Here is a 17,279-nt window from a genome sequence, read left to right on the forward strand (position 1 = left end):
AGGAGCGCGCTTGCCCGCGATCAGGGTGTGTCAGGTTCACCCTTGTTGACTGGGGAAGCGCCATCGCGGGCAAGCGCGCTCCTACAAGGTTTTCGACCCTGCAACGGGAAACACCAACGCAAAACAGATTCTGCCCGGCGTTGGCTGATGCACCGCGACATCCCCCCCATGCAACTGCATGATCGCCGCGACGATGGCCAGACCCAGCCCGTTGGAGTCGGAACTCTGGTGGCGCGAGGCGTCGCCGCGGTAGAAGCGGTCGAACAGTTTGCCGAGGGCCGATTCGCTCAGGATCGGCCCTTGGTTTTCCACTTCAATGCGCCGATGGCTGGCGCCGTCGACCACCCGGATCTCAATCTCGCTGCCTTCGTCGGCGTAGCGGATCGCATTGGCGACCAGATTGCTCAAGGCCCTGCGCAACAGCAGAGGGTCGGCGCTCAACTGGCCGTTTCCACTGATCTGCAACGTCATCTGCCGTTCTTCTGCCAGCCCTTCGAAATAACCCGTCACCCGCTGCAGTTCATCCTGCAGCTCCAGCGACTGGCAGTTGAGCGCCGCTTGGGCATCGTCGGCGCGGGCCAGAAACAGGATGCTTTCGACCATCCGCGAAATCCGTTCCAGCTCTTCCAGGTTCGAGGCCAGCAAGGCCTGGTATTCATCGGCACTGCGCGGTTGGCGCAAGGCAACCTGGCAATGGCCCATCAACGAGCCCACCGGCGTGCGAATCTCGTGTGCCAGATCGGCGGAGAACTGCGTCAGGCGTTGATACCCATCGGCCAGGCGATCGAGCATCGCGTTGTAGGCGTCGCTCAACTGCTGCAACTCCACGGGTGTGTCGCGGCTGTCCATCCGGCTGTCCAGCCGTGCCGGCGTGATGGCCGCGGCGTGATCGGCCATTCGCCGCAACGGGCGCAATCCCCGGCGCAGCAGCAGATAGCCGAGCAGCGCGGTCAGCACGAACGCCAGCGCGACGGCGATCAGAATACGGTTGCGAAAGTTGGCCAGCGTCGCCATTTCCTTGACCGCCAGATGGGCGGCGGTCAGGTGCACGATCTTGCCGCCGGAGATCGCTTGGACCGTGGCGGCGCGCATGGGGACCTTCGAGCCGACCATGCCGCTGCGCAAGTCGTCCGAACTCAACGGCGTGTTGGCTTCGACCACCGGCATCTCGGGCAAGGGGGCGTGCAGCGGATTGACCATGATCACCGGCGGCTTGTCCGGCTCGGCAATGATGAAGATGTCGTCTTCGCTGTCGAGCATGTTCTCGAACAGTTGCGGGCTGCTGCGCAGGGTATCGAGGGTCAGGTCGTATTGCAGCAGTTTGCGAAAGTGATCGAGCCGCGCCAGCACTGCATGGTCGCTGCGGGTCATCACCGAGGCTTTCATGGTTTCGTACAGGTACATCCCGGCGCTGGCCACGGCGAGCATCGCCACCACCGAAAACGCCAGGGTCGAGCGCAGGGTCAGGGAAGGCTGGCGTCGGGCTCGCATGGCCGCACCTCGCACACATAACCGATGCCGCGCACGGTGTGGATGAGTTTGACCGGGTAGGGCAGGTCGACCTTGCTGCGCAGGCGTTTGATCGCCACGTCCACCACGTTGGTGTCGCTGTCGAAATTCATGTCCCAGACTTCCGAGGCGATCTGCGCCCTGGACAGCACGTCGCCTTCGCGGCGCAGCAACAGGTGCAGCAGGGCGAACTCCTTGTTGGTCAGGGTGATCACCTGTTGCTGACGGGTGACCCGGCGGCGCAGCAGGTCCAGCTCCAGGTCGGCCAGATGAAAGTGGTCGGCCTCGCGCACCACGCCACGGCGCAGAATCGTGCGGATGCGCAGCAGCAATTCGGTGAAGGAAAACGGTTTGACCAGATAGTCGTCGGCGCCCAGTTCAAGGCCGCGAATACGGTCCTGTAGCTGATCGCGAGCCGTGAGAAACAGCACCGGCACGTCCTGTTTGGCGCGCAGCACTTCGATGATCTGCCAGCCATCGATGCCCGGCAGCATCACATCCAGCACCAGAAGGTCATAGCGGTGTTCCAGCGCCATGTGCAGACCGTCGGCGCCGTGCTGCGTCCAGTCGACCTTGTAGCCGGACTCGCTGAGGCCCTTCTTGAGGTACTCGCCGGTCTTGGTGTCGTCTTCGATAAGCAGAATGTGCATTGTGGCGCGGGCTCGGTTCGGGACATGGGCGCGAAACGGCTGAATACCGCGTCGAATGCGGAGTGTAACCAACTCGTGTGCGGCGGTCGGTTACATTTTTGTCATCGGCGTGAAGGGCTGAAAAGCCCATCGATGAATGACAAAAATGTCATCGGCCGGTCATTGTGCAGTGCCGGTTCGGGGTTGAGTATGGTCGTCATTCAACCCGCACCTCCAATCGACAAGGATTCTCCCAATGAAGATGAAGACTGCTCTGTCCACCACCTTCGGCATGCTCATGCTCAGCGCCGCGGTCATGGCCTCGGCCGCCGACATGCCGGTGGTCAAGCCGCTGCGCGGCACGGTCGACAGCGTTGAAAACAACACCCTGAACTTCACCACCCTGGCGGGCGCCCACCAAAGCATCGGCCTGTCCGACAAGACCGGTATCCGCTCGGTCTCCAAGGCCAGTATCGATTCGATCAAGTCCGACAGCTTCATCGGCTCGGCCGCCACGCCTCAGGCGGACGGCACGCTGAAGGCGCTGGAAGTCACGGTCTTTGAAGCGAGCCTCAAAGGCAGCGGTGAAGGCCACTATGGCTGGGAAAATGCCGACGGCAGCACCGGCACCATGACCAACGGCACCGTGGGCAAACTGACCCAGGCCAACGGCCGCACCCTGAGCGTGAGCTACAAAGGCGGCGAGAAGCAATTGGTCGTGCCTGAAGACGTGCCGATTGCCTACGTGCAGGCGGGCAAGGTCGATGAACTGGTCAAGGGCGCCAAAGTCGTGGTGTTTCCGGGCGAAGACGGCAAGACCGCACGCGGTGTAGCAGTTGGCAAGGATGGCTTCCAGCCGCCGATGTAAGCAGCGGCGGTGCGTCCTGTGCACCGCGTTGCGTCCATTGTAGGAGCGCGCTTGCCCGCGATTGCGATCTGTCTGATACAAACATTGTTCTGACACACCGCCATCGCGGGCAAGCGCGCTCCTACAGGTCTCGGCTTACCAGGTTCATCCATGAAGAGCCTTTCAAGATGAAAAAAACCAGAATTCACCCATGGCCCATTCGCCTCACGCACTGGATCAACGCCTTCGGCATGGTCTGCATGTTCATGAGCGGGTGGGGCATCTATAACGCATCGCCGTTGTTCCGTTTCTCCTTCCCCCGGGACTTCACCCTCGGCGGCTGGCTCGGCGGCGCACTGGCCTGGCACTTCGCGGTGATGTGGCTGCTGGTGATCAACGGGCTGATCTACGTGCTCTACAGCCTGTTCAGCAAACATTTCAAACGCGACTTTCTTCCTGTCACGCCCTCGGCGGTCAAGCGCGATCTGATGGACGCGCTGCGTTTTCGTCTCAAGCACGAGAAGGGCGTCTACAACGCCATACAGCGGCTGATGTATTGGCTGGTGCTGGCGGCGGGCGTGCTGATCGTGGTCTCCGGTCTGGCGATCTGGAAACCCATTCAACTGCAGGCACTCACGGCACTGCTTGGCGGCTACGACTTCGCCCGCTTCGTGCATTTTGGCGCCATGGCGGCCATTGGTGCGTTCGTGGTGGTGCATCTGGCGCTGGTCTTGCTGGTACCCAAAACCCTGTTGCCGATGATTACCGGCGGGGTAAAGCCGGTTGCAAACGGGAAGACTGAACATGATTGAACCGAAGAAGCGCGCTGTCCAGCGGATCAAGCTGGAACCGGCGCAACAGACCCAGCTGGAAAGCATTCAACGCCGCAACTTTCTGAGAGGCGGGCTGACGGTGGGCGCGATGGCGATGCTCACCGGCTGCAACCTGCAGGATGGCGATCAGGTGGACAAGGTCCTTTGGGCGATGTCGCGCTGGAACGATCGGGTTCAGGCGTGGCTGTTCAGCGGGCAGAAGCTGGCGCCGACCTTTGGCAAGGAGCAGATCCGCAATCCGTTCCCGTTCAACGCTTTTTATGCCGAGGACGATATTCCGGATCTGGACGTGGCGGACTGGAAGCTTGGCGTGGGCGGTCTGGTTCGCGACAAGGCGCCGTGGACGCTGGATGGTCTGCGCAAACTGCCGCAGCGCAGCGATATCACGCGTCTGATCTGTGTCGAAGGCTGGAGCGCGATCGGGCAGTGGGGCGGGGTGCCGCTGCGCACGTTTCTGGAGCATGTAGGCGCGGATACGACGGCGAAGTTCGTCGGGTTCAAATGCGCCGACCGGTATTATTCGAGCCTCGACATGCCGACGGCATTGCATCCGCAGACTTTGCTGGCCCTGGATTTCGGCGAGGTGGCGTTGCCGCCGGATTATGGGTATCCCTTGCGGGTGAGGGTGCCGACGAAGTTGGGGTTCAAGAATCCCAAGCACATCGTCGAGATCTTCGTGAGCAATGATTATCCGGGGGGGTATTGGGAGGATCAGGGGTATAACTGGTTTAGCGGGATTTGACGTTATGGGGCATTTGGGTTGGCGCTGAGGTTGGGGTGTATATCCGTTATTTTGGGTGGCGCTGATAACGGTTCCGCTCTTACAGCGGGTCACTTTTTCCAAGAGCCGAAAAAGTAACCAAAAAGGCCCTGCTCCCGGTTTGGCCTCGACTTCGTCGAGGTTCCCTCACTCCGGCGACGCTCCGTGGGCCCGCGCCGAACGGACATCCATGTCCTGACGGCGCTCTCGCGGCATCCATGCCGCTCGGCCCACTACACGCCGCCTGCGTTCAGCCTGCACCCAGGTCGCGATTTGTGGTGTCTGGGCTATTGCGTACGGAGATCAAGATCAAGATCAACGGCAACGGCAACGGCAACGGCAACGGCAACGGCAACGACAAAGGGAGCGCCGCCCGACCGTACTGCTAAAAGGGGATGGCATGCATTACGCGCGATGATCGTTCCCACGCTCCGGTGGGAATGCCTTTCAGGACGCTCTGCGTGCCCAGGCTGACGCGGAGCGTCAGTCACTGCGTTACCACGCGGAGTGTGGGAACGATCAAACCGATCAAAGCAGCGGATCGCTTGTGCTGCATGCGAAGCGCATTAGCGCCAGCCCGATCAGGTGCAGAGCGTAGATTGTGTGAGCGACGCAAATTGCGACTTTGGGAGGCCGAGCGCAGGCGTTGCGTAGGGGGCTGCGCGGCATGGATGCCGCGCAAGCCGCCGTTCGGCCAGGGATGGCCGGTCGGCGGCGTGCCCCCGGAGCAATGCCGGAGTCGAGGGAACCCCGACGAAGGAGGGGCCGGACAGGGAGCGCTAGACCCTTGGTTACTTGGGGTCATCAAGTAACTCGCCGCAGGCGAAACCATTCTGGCGTTAGCCAGAACAAAGCTCGATACCCGATCACCGCGCATAAAAAAGCCCGCTCAAAAAAGCGGGCTCTTCATTGCGTTCAGACTCAGTTCAGACCGAGTTTGCCACGCATCTGCGACAGGTCTTCAGCCAGGGTGTTGACCGGGCCAGCCAGCGCCTTGCGGTCGTTTTCCTTGACCTTGTCATAGGTCTCGTAGCCGCCGTCCTTGGTTTTGTACTTCGCCAGGATCTTGTCCACGGTCGCGAAGTTCTTCTCGACCTTGGCGACGAACGCCGCGTCGGATTTGGCCAGTTGCGGCTTGAACAGATCGACGATTTTCTTCGAGCCGTCAACGTTGCCCTGGAAGTCGTACAGGTCAGTGTGGCTATAACGGTCTTCTTCACCGGACAGCTTGGTCGCAGCCACTTCTTCCATCAGCGCAGCAGCACCGCCCACCACTTTCTCTGGCGGGAACGTCATGTCGGCAATGCGCGATTGCAATTCTTTCACGTCGGCCAGCAGCTTGTCGGCGAAAACAGCCTGGTCCTTGGTGGTGTTCTGCGAGAACAGTGCGTATTCCAGACGGTGGAAGCCGGTGAAATCATCGGCTTTCACACCGTTTTCGTGGTCGTCTTCGCGGGAGTCGATCGAAGCGTCCAGGTCACTGAACAGCTCGGCGATCGGTTCGATGGATTCGTAGGAAATACGAGTCGTCGGGAACAGTTTCTTGGCAGTCGCCAGGTCGCCTTTCTTGATGGCGTCGGTGAACTTCTGGGTGTCTTCGGCCAGCTTGTCGACGTTTTCAGTGACGTAGATCTTGTAGTCCGAAACCGGGGTTACCAGGTCCAGCGGTGCGGTTGCAGCAAACACGGACATCGGGGTCTGCAACAGGCCAAGGGTAAGCAACAACGCGAGAGGCGACTTTTTCATAGAGCTCTTCCTGTGAGGTAAGGGTTGTCAGGCAGTTCTTGTATTTACAGCTGAGGCAGCAGCCAGCAGTGACCGGCCGATGTAATCGTTGCTGTCCACCACGCCCGGCAGGGTGAAGAAATAACCGCCGCCAATCGGCTTGAGGTATTCCTCCAGCGGCTCGCCATTGAGGCGCGTCTGGACAGTGATGAAGCCTTTTTCAAGGTCCGACTGGTAACAGATGAACAGCAGGCCCATGTCCAGCTGACCGTTCTTGTTGACCCCATTGGAGTAGTTGAACGGACGACGCAGAATCAGGTTGCGTTGGGTTTCTGCCGTGCGCGGGTTGGCCAGGCGGATGTGAGCATCCATCTTGGTGATCTTGCCTTCCGGGTCCTTCTTGTAATCCGGGACGTCGGTTTCAGTCTTGCCATCCATCGGTGCGCCGGTGGTCTTGACCCGGCCGAAGATCGCTTCCTGTTCCTGCAGTGGCGTACGGTCCCATCGCTCGACGAAGTTGCGGATGATCCGCACCGCCTGGTAGCTGCCGTTGGCGGCCCAGGCCGGTTCATCGCTGCCCGGTTGCACCCAGACCAGCTCGTTCATGGCCTTCTGGTCGTTCGAGTCGGGGTTGGCCGAGCCGTCACGGAAGCCCAGGAAGTTGCGCGCGCTTTCCGGCGGTTGGCCTGGCTTGAGCGGGGCCTGCGCGGGCACGGTGCCTTCCTGTTTCCAGCGCACCCACAGCAGGTCCGGCAGGTTTTTCACGATGTCGCGCAGGGCGTGAATGTTGCTGTCCGGGGCGTTGGAGCAGAACTGAATGCTCAAGTCGCCATGGCAGCAATCGGCTTCCAGCGCGTCATTGGGGAAGCCGACCATGCGCTGCAGGCGTTTAGGCTTGACGGGGGCCAGACCGAAACGCTCGTCGAACAGCGAGTCGCCGACCGAAACGGTGATGGTCAGGTTGTCCGGGGTGACGACCGGGCCGAGGATGCCGGAGTCCAGCGGCGGCAGTTTCGGGTCGACCTGTGGCACGGCGCCGCCGGTCATCAGGAACGAAATACGCTCGTTGAGGGTGCGAAACAGGCGCTCCAGGTCTTCACGATCCTGAGCCAGTACGTCAAAGGAAACCATCATGCCGGCGGCCGGGCGCGGCGTGACGATGCCGCTCTGGTGCATGCCGTGGAACGCATTGTGGTCCTGGGTCTTGTCGCTCTTCGGGGCTTCGGTCACTTGTGCCGGCGCCGGGGCGGCGAGGGCGTTGCCCGTGAGGCTGGCGCCGGCGATGGCCGCGCCCGCTGCGCCCAGGCCCATCAGGACACGGCGGCGCTCGGTGGAAATCGGGGCGTTGGATGAATCTGAGTCTTTCATGTGGATGCTGTCTTCGCTCTGGTTTCAGGGCCGGGCGGGCGCATCAGGCACCCGCCAGGGCACGCCTACAGGCCGGTGAGGCCAAGGGCCGGATCGATTCCTTCGAGTGCATCGGCCAGCGCCTTGGCCTTGTCTGCGATTTGTTTTCGTTGTTCGGTGCCGACCTGGTCGTACGGCTTGAAACCGGCGTCGGCCTTGAGCATCAGCAGCTGGTCATCGAGCGCGGTGGTCGCGTCATCGATTTTCTTCAGCACGTCGCCCGAGGTCTTGGCCAGCAGCGGACGCAGCAGTTCGATCACTTTGCGGGTGCCTTCCAGATTGGCGGCAAACCCGGTGACGTCAATGTGGCTGTAGCGTTCTTCTTCACCGTTGCTGCGGATGTCCGCCAGGCTGCGCATGTTGCGCACGACCATGCTTGCCAGCTGTTCCGGCGCGATGCTCTGGGCCAGCAGTTGCTCTTTCAGGGAGGCGATATCGGCTTGCAGCTTCTGCACGACCGGCGCCAGGCCGTCCACGGACTTCTGCGAGAACAGACCGAATTCGATGCGGTGGAAACCGCTGAAGCCCGGGTCCTGTTCGCGTTTTTCGAAGTAGTCGGCGCGGGCGTTGATCGCGTTGTCGAGTTCAGCCAGGCGCTGCGCAGCCGGAGCGATACGCTGGTAGGCGGCACGGGCCGGTGCATACGCCTGCTGAGCGGCGGCCAGGTCGCCGCTTTCGATGGCTTGCTGCAGGTCGTTCACGGCGCGGATCAGTGCGCTGCTTCGAGTGCTCAGGTAGACGCGGTACTCAGACAGCGGACCGATGAAGGCGACCATCGAAGGGCGTGCCTTGGCGGCGGCGTCGGATTCTGCGGTCGGCGTGACGTGCAAGGTGCCGCGCGGGTTGCTCAACAGGCCGCAGGTGATCGCATAGTCGCCTGGTTGCAGATTGGCATTGATGATCTGGCTCAGGCCGGGAACGATATTTTCGCGCTCCTCGACCACCAGCACGCCGTCGAGGATTTCCCATTCGACCGCACGCTCGGAGGCGTTGACGATGCGGAAGGCATTCTTGCCGGCGGGAACCGTGATCTCGTTCGGCTCGCAGTTCTTGGCGTGGATGGTCACCACGGTCTCGTTGCCGCTGTTGGCGATACGCTTTTTCTGCGCCGACTGGGAGGCAAAATAGAACATGGCGCCCGCGGCGATCATCAGAATCACCGAGCCGGCAACGGCAAACTGCAGGGCGCGTGGAGGCTTGGCTTTCTGCGGAGGAAGGCCGGTGGGACTGGTGGTCATGGTTGCCCTTATTTGTTCGTAACTGAAGAAGAATGGCCGTGTTCATGGGCCGGGCGGGTGGGCAGACTCACCACCCTCGCCGCAGGCTTGAAGAACAGGACCAGCGCGAAGACCAGATAGGCGAAGTACGCCACGAGGACGCTGACGCTCGGCGCATCCTGATAGCCGAACATGCCAGCCAGCACCGAGCCCGTCGGGCCGTCCATCGGCAGGATCGCGCTGATGTCGAAGACCACGTCCTGGAAATGGTTCCAGATACCGGCCTCATGCAGCGAACGCACCGAGTTGGCAAGAATGCCGGCGGCGACGATGAGGATGAACAGCCCGGTGTAACGGAAGAACAAGCTCAGGTTCAGGCGCATGCTGCCTTTATAGATGGCCATGCCGACGCCCACGGCGATGATCAGGCCGAACAGCGCGCCCAGCGGGCCGGACGCACCTTCGCTCTGCTGGAACACGGCCAGCAGGAAGAATACGGTTTCGAGGCTTTCACGGGCCACGGCGAAGAACACCATGGCGATCAGGGCGTAGGTCTGGTTTTTCGATCCGGCGAGGGCGGCGTCCAGGGATTCGTGCAGTTCGTGCTTGATGGAGCGTGCAACCTTGCGCATCCAGACGACCATGGAGCTGAGGATCACCACGGCCACCAGGCCGACGACGCCTTCGAACAGTTCCTGTTGTTTCTGCGGGAATTCAGCGCTGACCATTTCCAGGCCGCCGCCGACGAACAATGCCAGTGCCGCGGCGAGGAAAACCCCGATCCAGACCGCTGGCATCCACTCGCCACGGCCGGTCTGCTTGAGGTAACTGGCAATGATGCCAACGATAAGCGCGGCTTCAATCCCTTCGCGCAACATGATCAAAAAAGGAACGAGCATTTATCACCGGTGAAAATCTGGTAGGGTGTGCGGCATGAACGCGTTCAAAAGCCATTCGCATTCAGCCAATGTGTAACATAATGATACTCATTATTGAATGAGCATACTGGTTTTTTTGCTTTTTCCCGGTTTTGTGCAGGTGTTCAGGTGGCGTTCAGCCATTCGGCAGAGGCTGGGCTGACAGACTCGCTCTCATCATTTCCACGAACCTCTGCGCCGCCGGGCTCAAACCGAACCCCGCGCGACTGATCAAGCCGATCTCCCGATTCACGCCGCCATGCTCGACCCGCACCTGCACCAGATCGCCGCGACCTTCGTCAGCGGATTCCGGCAGCAGCGTCATCCCAAGCCCTTGACGCACCAGAGCCATGACCGTGGACATGTAGTTAGCTTCCAGCCCCGGTGTCAGGGTCAGGCCACCCTCTGAGAACAATTGCTCGACCCGCTCGCGTACGCTGCTGTCGCGTCCCGTGAGGATGATCGGCTCCCCGGACAGCTCCGAAAGGGTGATCGAGTGACGTTTGGCCAATGCATGATCCAAGGGCACGAACAGGCTCAAGCGGTCGACCATTACCACCTGAAAATCCAGCCCGTGGCTCATTCGCGCCCGTACACCCAGACCGAAATCAACCTCGCCCTCGCGCACCAGCGCGTCGATACGTTGCGCCACTACATCGCGCAACCGTACTTCGACGCCGGGGAACTGCTCGCGGAAAGCCTTGAGGATCGGTGGCAAGGCGCCAGAACACAGCGAGGGCAGGGCGGCGATGGTGACCACGCCACGGCGTAACGCAGCCAGGTCCCGCGAGCCGCTGACGATGTTGTCCAGGTCCAGCAACAGTTTTTCCATCGCCCCGCGATTGTTCTGCCCCGCAGCCGTCAGGCGGACCTGGCGCGGGCTGCGTTCGAGCAGCGTGACGCCCAGCCACTCTTCCAGTTGCTGAATCTGCACGGTCAACGCCGAGGGTGACAGGTTCAGCTCGATGGCAGCCTTGGCAAAACTGCCGCTATTGGCCACCGCCAGAAAGGCGCGGATGTGCTGGATCGAGTTTTTCATGAGGGTTGTACCTGTGGGGGCGCGGTGATGATTCCTCCGTAGCAGCATGGCTTGCCGGCGGTGGCGATTTCAAAGACGCCACCGCCGGCAAGCCGTGCTGCTACAGGGGGAGTGGCGCAAGGTCTAAAAGCGGTGTCCCTTCTGGCTGATTCGGTTTTTCCGAATGCAAGGCGCCGAACATTTCAATTTACAAAGCTTACCCCCGTTTCGATACTCGATGAAAACAACAACAGCTCATCCCGCCTCTCGGCCAGGGGTGACGAAAGGACCACTGCATGCTCGCCATTCTGGGTGTCATTACCATTCTCTGTTTGCTCGCCGCCGTCATGAGCAAACGCCTCTCGCCTCTGGTTGCCCTGATTGCCTTGCCGATCATTGCCGCGTTGATCGGTGGTTTCGGTCTGCAGACCAGTGGCTTCATCATCACCGGTATCAAGAACGTCGCCCCCGTGGTCGGGATGTTCGTGTTCGCCATTCTGTTTTTCGGGGTAATGACCGACGCCGGGATGCTCGACCCGATCATCTACCGCATTCTGCGCACCGTGGGGACACGGCCTACGCGGATCGTCGTCGGTACCGCGTTGCTGGCGTTGCTGGTGCATCTGGACGGCTCGGGCGCGGTGACCTTTCTGGTGACGATTCCGGCGATGCTGCCGCTGTACACGCGGCTGGGGATTGATCGGCGGATTCTGGCTTGCGTTGCGGCGATGGCGGCGGGGGTGAATTTCCTGCCGTGGACCGGGCCGGTGCTGCGTTCGTCCGCAGCCCTTCACGTGCCGGTGGCTGATTTGTTCCAGCCGCTGATTCCGGTGCAGATCGTCGGCCTGGCGTTCGTCTTTGTCAGCGCCTGGTTGCTGGGGCGTCGCGAAGAAAAACGCCTGGGTCTGGGCGCCGGGGCCAAGGTCGATGTGGTGCCGGAGCGCATGCTCACCGAGCAGGAAGAAGTGCTGCGTCGTCCGCGCCTGTTCTGGCTCAACCTGCTGCTGACCATCGTGGTCATGGCGGTGATGATCGCCGGCTGGGTCGATCCGGTGGTGATGTTCATGGTCGGCACCGTGCTCGCGCTCTGCATCAATTACCCCAATGTCGATGCGCAGCGTTCGCGTATCGATGCCCACGCCAAGACCGCCCTGACCATGGCCAGCATTCTTCTGGCAGCGGGTGTGTTCACCGGGATCATGCAAGGCACCGGCATGCTCAAGGCGATGGCCGAAGTAGCGGTGGCGCAGATTCCAGCCGGGCACGGCAAATTGATTCCGATGGTGGTGGGCTTTGTCTCCATGCCGCTGAGCATGCTGTTCGACCCGGACTCCTTCTATTTCGGCGTGATGCCGGTGATCGCCGAAGTCGGCCGTGCACTGGGCGTCGATCCGTTGCAAGTCGCCCAGGCGTCCTTGTTAGGTGTCCACACCACCGGCTTCCCGGTCAGTCCGCTGACACCTGCGACGTTCCTGTTGGTAGGGCTGTGCAAGGTCGAGCTGGCCGACCATCAACGTTTCACCATCCCGTTTCTGTTTGGCGCATCGGTGCTGATGACCCTTACCGCACTGCTGTTGGGAGTGTTTTGAATGAAGACTTTACGTATCGGCTCTGGTGCCGGTTATTCGGGCGACCGTATCGAACCGGCGGTGGAACTGGCCGACAAGGGCGAGCTGGATTTTCTGGTTTTTGAATGCCTGGCCGAGCGCACCATCGCGCTGGCGCAACAGGCACGACTGGCGGACCCCGAAGCCGGTTTCGATCCGTTACTCGACGAACGCATGCGTCGCGTGTTGCCGTTCGTGGCCCGCGGGCAGGAGGCGGGACAACGTCGTCTGCGCATCATCAGCAACATGGGCGCGGCCAATCCATTGGCGGCAGCACGAGCGGTGCGGCGTATCGCAATCGAACTCGGCCTGCATGGCCTGAAGGTCGCCGCGCTGACCGGTGATGACGTGCTTGCGCAGTTGAAACCCGAACAACGGCTGGATAACGGCGCGACCATCGCGGCCATGGGCGACCGGCTGATTTCAGCCAATGCCTATCTCGGTGCCGAGGGGATCGTCGACGCGCTGCGGGCCGATGCCGATGTGGTGATCACGGGTCGCGTGGCCGACCCTTCGCTGTTCCTCGCACCGCAATTGTTCACGTTCGGCTGGGCGCAGGATGACTGGACGCGGCTGGGCCGTGGCACGCTGATCGGTCATCTGCTGGAGTGCGCCGGGCAGATCACCGGGGGGTACTTTGCCGATCCGGGTGTGAAGGATGTGGTTGATCTCGCCCGTCTTGGGTTCCCGCTGGCCGAAGTGGACAGCGAGGGCAGGGCTGTGATCAGCAAGGTTGCAGGCTCCGGTGGCCGCATCGACACCGCCACCTGCACCGAACAGATGATCTACGAAGTGCATGATCCCAAGGCCTATCTGACGCCGGACGTAACGGCTGATTTTTCGGGTGTGTCGTTCAGCGTGATCGCGCCCGACGAGGTACGCGCAGAAGGCGCCGACGGTCGCACTCGGCCCCAAACCCTCAAAGTTTCGGTCGGCTATCTGGATGGCTGGATCGGTGAAGGGCAGATTTCCTATGGCGGGCCGGGCGCCCTGGCCCGTGCGCAACTGGCACGCGACGTCGTGCTGGAACGGCTGAAGCTCACCCACGTGGTGTGCGACGAAGTGCGTGCCGAGTTGATCGGTGTCGACTCGTTGCATGGCACGACGGTCGGCGCACGTGCCGCTGGCGAGGCGGGTGAAGTGCGTCGGCGCGTCGCCGCCCGGTGTACCGACGAAACCGAAGCGGTGCGAATCGGCAACGAAGTGGAAACCCTCTACACCAACGGTCCTTATGGCGGCGGCGGGGCAACCAAAGGGCTGCGTCAGGTCGTGGCGGTGGCGTCGTTGCTCCTGCCCCGTGATGCAATCATCCCGCAGGTCCATCTGGAGGACGCATCGTGAACGCAATCAAACTGCGAGAGCTGGCCCATTCACGGACTGGCGACAAGGGCGACACCTCGAACGTTTCGGTGATCGCGTTTCGCGCCGAGGACTATCCGCGCCTGGTCCAGCAACTGACCGTAGAGCGGGTGACCGAGTATTTCGCCGAGCTGCTGGACCCGAACGCCGGGCCAGTCAGGCGCTATGAATGGCCGAATGTGCAGGCACTGAATTTCGTGTTGCCCGGCATCCTCAAAGGCGGCGTGACCCGCTCACTGGCGCTGGACGCGCACGGCAAGGCGTTGGGCGCGGCGTTGCTTGATATCGAGCTTGGGTGAATCCTTTAGCGATTACAGTAATGTCGAAAGGTTATAGCGGCGATGATCTGGGGTGCTATTGAGTAAGTAACGGTCACGTGGAACTCGCTGTTGAGTTCCATGCTCGATGGCGAGCTTGAAAAGGACTTCGATCAATGGCTCTCGATCCCGCTGATGGCTACCCCTATACCCCTCCCGAAATCGCAATGGCCGCTGGGAATCAGAAGCTGCAGGCGCATCAGTTTGCGGTGGATATCGATATCGCGATGCGTCGGCACTATGCAGGTAATCTGCAAGTTCTGGCCAAAACGCTTTATCCGATTCTGTATGCCGAAGCGACGTTCAACGGCGGCCGCTATACCTTCTGTGAAGATGAGCACACGACCTACGCCTGTGAAGAAATCAATCACCTCTACACGGAGCTTAAAGCCATGCTCACATCCCGTTGGCGATTTACTCGATCATATTTCCCTACGCTGGATATCCGCTTAATGGTCAGTGGATAGCGCCATTGAAAGCCTTTGGGTCACAAGTAGAAGCTGTAAAGCTTCGCCTGAGCCAACTGGACATTTCCGGGGCAGCGTTAACGTCCAGCACAAATATTCTGAATGCAGCGATTTCGTTTATCGGCAAAGTCGTGGGTGAGGGCAACTTCACTATTGCTGAATACACCACGTTTTGCGACAGCATAGGCCCCGATATCCTTGTCAACCAGACAGCCGCCGCAGTGGAGCAGGTCGCAGCCATGCAAGCGTGGCGAAGCAGCGTCGGGCAGGCAACGTGGGACAAGATGTATGTGGTCCTTCAATGTATCTGGACGGTTTCGCAAGAAAGCGCACACGAACAGATCATCAAATCGCAGATGAAGCCCGAATTTCACGAGACGCATAGGATCGTTTCGGAAGCGGCGCCGACGCTGGAGGATGCTCGGCTTCTTTTAGCGCGCATTCTCGCGGACCGGGTACTTTCGGCAGCCGTGTTTCGAACGCACACAGGGGAAGACTACAAGCGTCGTCAGCCGGCCCGCGCCGTTCTGGCAGAAGCGAGCGTGCGGTGCGGCGCAGCTCTTCTCAGGATTGAGTCGGGGTGACAGGCATTGCGCCCGTTTTTGATTCTGGCCGCAGGCCGTGGGAGCTGGCTTGCCTGCGATCTGCTGCGAAGCAGTAGTAAACCCTGCTGATGCGGTGTGTCTGGTGCAACCGAGGTGTCTGATTCTACTGCCGGTGCCCGGCAGATCGCGAGCAAGCTTGCTCCTACGCCCTTCGGGCCGAAGCGGACCGCCGTCAGTCCGGCGCCGCGCCGTTCGTGCCGAGGCGGGTCGTCATCAGGTTGTGTTCCCGCGCCGTTCGGGCAGAAGCGGAGCGTCGTCAGGTTGTGTTCGGCGCCGTTCGCGCCGAGGCGGATCGTCGTCAGTCCGGCGCGCGCTGTTCGGGCAGAAGCGAGCGTGCGGTGCGGCGCAGCTCTTCCAAGGACTGAGTCGGAGTGGCAGGCGTTGCCCCCGTTTTTGATTCTGGCCGCAGGCCGTGGGAGCTGGCTTGCCTGCGATCTGCTGCGAAGCAGCAGTAAACCCTGCTGATGCGGTGTGTCTGGTGCAACCGAGGTGTCTGATTCTACTGCCGGTGCCCGGCAGATCGCGAGCAAGCTTGCTCCTACGCCCTTCGGGCCGAAGCGGACCGCCGTCAGTCCGGCGCCGCGCCGTTCGTGCCGAGGCGGGTCGTCATCAGGTTGTGTTCCCGCGCCGTTCGGGCAGAAGCGGAGCGTCGTCAGGTTGTGTTCGGCGCCGTTCGCGCCGAGGCGGATCGTCGTCAGTCCGGCGCGCGCTGTTCGGGCAGAAGCGAGCGTGCGGTGCGGCGCAGCTCTTCCAAGGACTGAGTCGGAGTGGCAGGCGTTGCCCCCGTTTTTGATTCTGGCCGCAGGCCGTGGGAGCTGGCTTGCCTGCGATCTGCTGCGAAGCAGCAGTAAACCCTGCTGATGCGGTGTGTCTGGTGCAACCGAGGTGTCTGATTCTACTGCCGGTGCCCGGCAGATCGCGAGCAAGCTTGCTCCTACGCCCTTCGGGCAGAAGCGGACCGCCGTCAGTCCGGCGCCGCGCCGTTCGTGCCGAGGCGGGTCGTCATACAGGTTGTATTCCCGCGCCCTTCGGGCAGAAGCGGATCGTCGTCAGCCCGGTGCCGCGCCGTTCGTGCCGAGGCGGGTCGTCATCAGGTTGTGTTCCCGCGCCGTTCTGGCAGAAGCGGATCGTCGTCAGTCCGGCCCGCGCCGTTGTGGCAGAAGCGAGCGTGCGGTGCGGCAGCTCTTCTCAGGATTGAGTCGGGGTGGCAGGCATTGCGCCCGTTTTTGATTCTGGCCGCAGGCCGTGGGAGCTGGCTTGCCTGCGATCTGCTGCGAAGCAGCAGTAAACCCTGCTGATGCGGTGTGTCTGGTGCAACCGAGGTGTCTGATTCTACTGCCGGTGCCCGGCAGATCGCGAGCAAGCTTGCTCCTACGCCCTTCGGGCAGAAGTGGACCGCCGTCAGTCCGGCGCCGCGCCGTTCGTGCCGAGGCGGGTCGTCATCAGGTTGTGTTCCCGCGCCGTTCTGGCAGAAGCGGATCGTCGTCAGTCCGGCCCGCGCCGTTGTGGCAGAAGCGAGCGTGCGGTGCGGCAGCTCTTCTCAGGATTGAGTCGGGGTGGCAGGCATTGCCCCCGTTTTTGATTCTGGCCGCAGGCCGTGGGAGCTGGCTTGCCTGCGATCTGCTGCGAAGCAGCAGTAAACCGTGCTGATGCGGTGTGTCTGGTGCAACCGAGGTGTCTGATTCTACTGCCGGTGCCCGGCAGATCGCGAGCAAGCTTGCTCCTACGCCCTTCGGGCAGAAGCGGACCGCCGTCAGTCCGGCGCCGCGCCGTTCGTGCCGAGGCGGGTCGTCATCAGGTTGTGTTCCCGCGCCGTTCTGGCAGAAGCGGATCGTCGTCAGCCCGGTGCCGCGCCGTTCTGGCAGAAGCGGATCGTCGTCAGTCCGGCCCGCGCCGTTGTGGCAGAAGCGAGCGTGCGGTGCGGCAGCTCTTCTCAGGATTGAGTCGGGGTGGCAGGCATTGCGCCCGTTTTTGATTCTGGCCGCAGGCCGTGGGAGCTGGCTTGCCTGCGATCTGCTGCGAAGCAGCAGTAAACCCTGCTGATGCGGTGTGTCTGGTGCAA

The 17,279-nt window shown here is 61.7% G+C and carries 15 protein-coding genes; 8 read left to right on the top strand and 7 right to left on the bottom strand.

Features of this window, described 5'->3' with window-relative positions:
• Positions 1-81: 81 nt before the first annotated feature.
• Together D3M70_RS11090 and D3M70_RS11095 are read right to left on the bottom strand one after the other, a co-directional pair.
• On the bottom strand, positions 82-1,491 hold the full coding sequence (locus D3M70_RS11090) for a heavy metal sensor histidine kinase (RefSeq protein ID WP_120125814.1): 1,410 nt from the start codon (positions 1,489-1,491) through the stop codon (positions 82-84).
• Positions 1,464-2,159 carry a heavy metal response regulator transcription factor gene (locus D3M70_RS11095; RefSeq protein WP_120125815.1) on the bottom strand — a complete coding sequence of 232 codons (696 nt, stop codon included), beginning with the start codon at positions 2,157-2,159 and terminating at the stop codon, positions 1,464-1,466. Before D3M70_RS11095 ends, D3M70_RS11090 begins: the two co-directional genes overlap by 28 nt.
• A gap of 241 nt (positions 2,160-2,400) precedes the next feature.
• Here D3M70_RS11095 and D3M70_RS11100 point away from each other — a divergent pair, with 241 nt between their 5' ends.
• From D3M70_RS11100 to D3M70_RS11110, 3 genes are all read left to right on the top strand, one after another.
• The gene (locus D3M70_RS11100) at positions 2,401-3,006 is read left to right on the top strand and encodes a hypothetical protein (protein WP_120125959.1); all 606 of its coding nucleotides are present in this window, start codon (positions 2,401-2,403) and stop codon (positions 3,004-3,006) included.
• Positions 3,007-3,173: 167 nt separating this feature from the next.
• Positions 3,174-3,797 carry a cytochrome b/b6 domain-containing protein gene (locus tag D3M70_RS11105; RefSeq protein ID WP_120125816.1) on the top strand — a complete coding sequence of 208 codons (624 nt, stop codon included), beginning with the start codon at positions 3,174-3,176 and terminating at the stop codon, positions 3,795-3,797.
• Complete coding sequence (locus D3M70_RS11110; RefSeq protein ID WP_120125817.1) at positions 3,790-4,560, top strand: molybdopterin-dependent oxidoreductase; 771 nt, start codon at positions 3,790-3,792, stop codon at positions 4,558-4,560. Before D3M70_RS11105 ends, D3M70_RS11110 begins: the two co-directional genes overlap by 8 nt.
• 939 nt (positions 4,561-5,499) lie before the next feature.
• Here the strand turns inward: D3M70_RS11110 and efeO (D3M70_RS11115) are convergent.
• The 5 genes from efeO (D3M70_RS11115) to D3M70_RS11135 all read right to left on the bottom strand — a co-directional run bounded on the left by efeO (D3M70_RS11115) (position 5,500) and on the right by D3M70_RS11135 (position 10,883).
• Positions 5,500-6,324 carry an iron uptake system protein EfeO gene (efeO, locus tag D3M70_RS11115; RefSeq protein ID WP_120125818.1) on the bottom strand — a complete coding sequence of 275 codons (825 nt, stop codon included), beginning with the start codon at positions 6,322-6,324 and terminating at the stop codon, positions 5,500-5,502.
• 27 nt (positions 6,325-6,351) lie between these two features.
• The gene (gene efeB / locus D3M70_RS11120; protein WP_120125819.1) at positions 6,352-7,671 is read right to left on the bottom strand and encodes an iron uptake transporter deferrochelatase/peroxidase subunit; all 1,320 of its coding nucleotides are present in this window, start codon (positions 7,669-7,671) and stop codon (positions 6,352-6,354) included.
• Positions 7,672-7,736: 65 nt separating this feature from the next.
• Positions 7,737-8,948, bottom strand: coding sequence for an iron uptake system protein EfeO (efeO, locus tag D3M70_RS11125; protein ID WP_120125820.1), 1,212 nt, complete (start codon positions 8,946-8,948; stop codon positions 7,737-7,739).
• Positions 8,949-8,956: 8 nt separating this feature from the next.
• The gene (gene efeU, locus D3M70_RS11130) at positions 8,957-9,826 is read right to left on the bottom strand and encodes an iron uptake transporter permease EfeU (RefSeq protein WP_120125821.1); all 870 of its coding nucleotides are present in this window, start codon (positions 9,824-9,826) and stop codon (positions 8,957-8,959) included.
• Positions 9,827-9,980: 154 nt separating this feature from the next.
• Positions 9,981-10,883 carry a LysR family transcriptional regulator gene (locus D3M70_RS11135; RefSeq protein ID WP_120125822.1) on the bottom strand — a complete coding sequence of 301 codons (903 nt, stop codon included), beginning with the start codon at positions 10,881-10,883 and terminating at the stop codon, positions 9,981-9,983.
• A gap of 275 nt (positions 10,884-11,158) precedes the next feature.
• Here D3M70_RS11135 and D3M70_RS11140 point away from each other — a divergent pair, with 275 nt between their 5' ends.
• From D3M70_RS11140 to D3M70_RS11160, 5 genes are all read left to right on the top strand, one after another.
• The gene (locus tag D3M70_RS11140; protein WP_120125823.1) at positions 11,159-12,451 is read left to right on the top strand and encodes a CitMHS family transporter; all 1,293 of its coding nucleotides are present in this window, start codon (positions 11,159-11,161) and stop codon (positions 12,449-12,451) included.
• The gene (locus D3M70_RS11145; RefSeq protein WP_120125824.1) at positions 12,452-13,810 is read left to right on the top strand and encodes an acyclic terpene utilization AtuA family protein; all 1,359 of its coding nucleotides are present in this window, start codon (positions 12,452-12,454) and stop codon (positions 13,808-13,810) included.
• Positions 13,811-13,815: 5 nt separating this feature from the next.
• Positions 13,816-14,127, top strand: coding sequence for a hypothetical protein (locus D3M70_RS11150; protein WP_120125960.1), 312 nt, complete (start codon positions 13,816-13,818; stop codon positions 14,125-14,127).
• 134 nt (positions 14,128-14,261) lie between these two features.
• Positions 14,262-14,612: a hypothetical protein gene (locus tag D3M70_RS11155; RefSeq protein WP_120125825.1), complete on the top strand. Its 351-nt coding sequence runs from the start codon at positions 14,262-14,264 to the stop codon at positions 14,610-14,612.
• Between the two features lie 5 nt (positions 14,613-14,617).
• Entirely contained in the window at positions 14,618-15,196 is a 579-nt protein-coding gene (locus D3M70_RS11160) for a hypothetical protein (protein WP_120125826.1), read from the top strand.
• Positions 15,197-17,279: the final 2,083 nt, after the last annotated feature.

The organism is Pseudomonas sp. LS-2 (assembly GCF_003605735.1).
In the GTDB taxonomy this organism is placed as follows: Bacteria; Pseudomonadota; Gammaproteobacteria; order Pseudomonadales; family Pseudomonadaceae; genus Aquipseudomonas.

Coding starts and splice junctions, on each gene's coding strand:
- efeB (WP_120125819.1), bottom strand. CDS start 7,671: ATGAAAGACTCAGATTCATCCAACGCCCCGATTTCCACCGAGCGCCGC.
- D3M70_RS11155 (WP_120125825.1), top strand. CDS start 14,262: ATGGCTCTCGATCCCGCTGATGGCTACCCCTATACCCCTCCCGAAATC.
- D3M70_RS11090 (WP_120125814.1), bottom strand. CDS start 1,491: ATGCGAGCCCGACGCCAGCCTTCCCTGACCCTGCGCTCGACCCTGGCG.
- D3M70_RS11095 (WP_120125815.1), bottom strand. CDS start 2,159: ATGCACATTCTGCTTATCGAAGACGACACCAAGACCGGCGAGTACCTC.
- D3M70_RS11145 (WP_120125824.1), top strand. CDS start 12,452: ATGAAGACTTTACGTATCGGCTCTGGTGCCGGTTATTCGGGCGACCGT.
- efeO (WP_120125818.1), bottom strand. CDS start 6,324: ATGAAAAAGTCGCCTCTCGCGTTGTTGCTTACCCTTGGCCTGTTGCAG.
- D3M70_RS11140 (WP_120125823.1), top strand. CDS start 11,159: ATGCTCGCCATTCTGGGTGTCATTACCATTCTCTGTTTGCTCGCCGCC.
- efeO (WP_120125820.1), bottom strand. CDS start 8,948: ATGACCACCAGTCCCACCGGCCTTCCTCCGCAGAAAGCCAAGCCTCCA.
- D3M70_RS11100 (WP_120125959.1), top strand. CDS start 2,401: ATGAAGACTGCTCTGTCCACCACCTTCGGCATGCTCATGCTCAGCGCC.
- D3M70_RS11105 (WP_120125816.1), top strand. CDS start 3,174: ATGAAAAAAACCAGAATTCACCCATGGCCCATTCGCCTCACGCACTGG.
- efeU (WP_120125821.1), bottom strand. CDS start 9,826: ATGCTCGTTCCTTTTTTGATCATGTTGCGCGAAGGGATTGAAGCCGCG.
- D3M70_RS11110 (WP_120125817.1), top strand. CDS start 3,790: ATGATTGAACCGAAGAAGCGCGCTGTCCAGCGGATCAAGCTGGAACCG.
- D3M70_RS11135 (WP_120125822.1), bottom strand. CDS start 10,883: ATGAAAAACTCGATCCAGCACATCCGCGCCTTTCTGGCGGTGGCCAAT.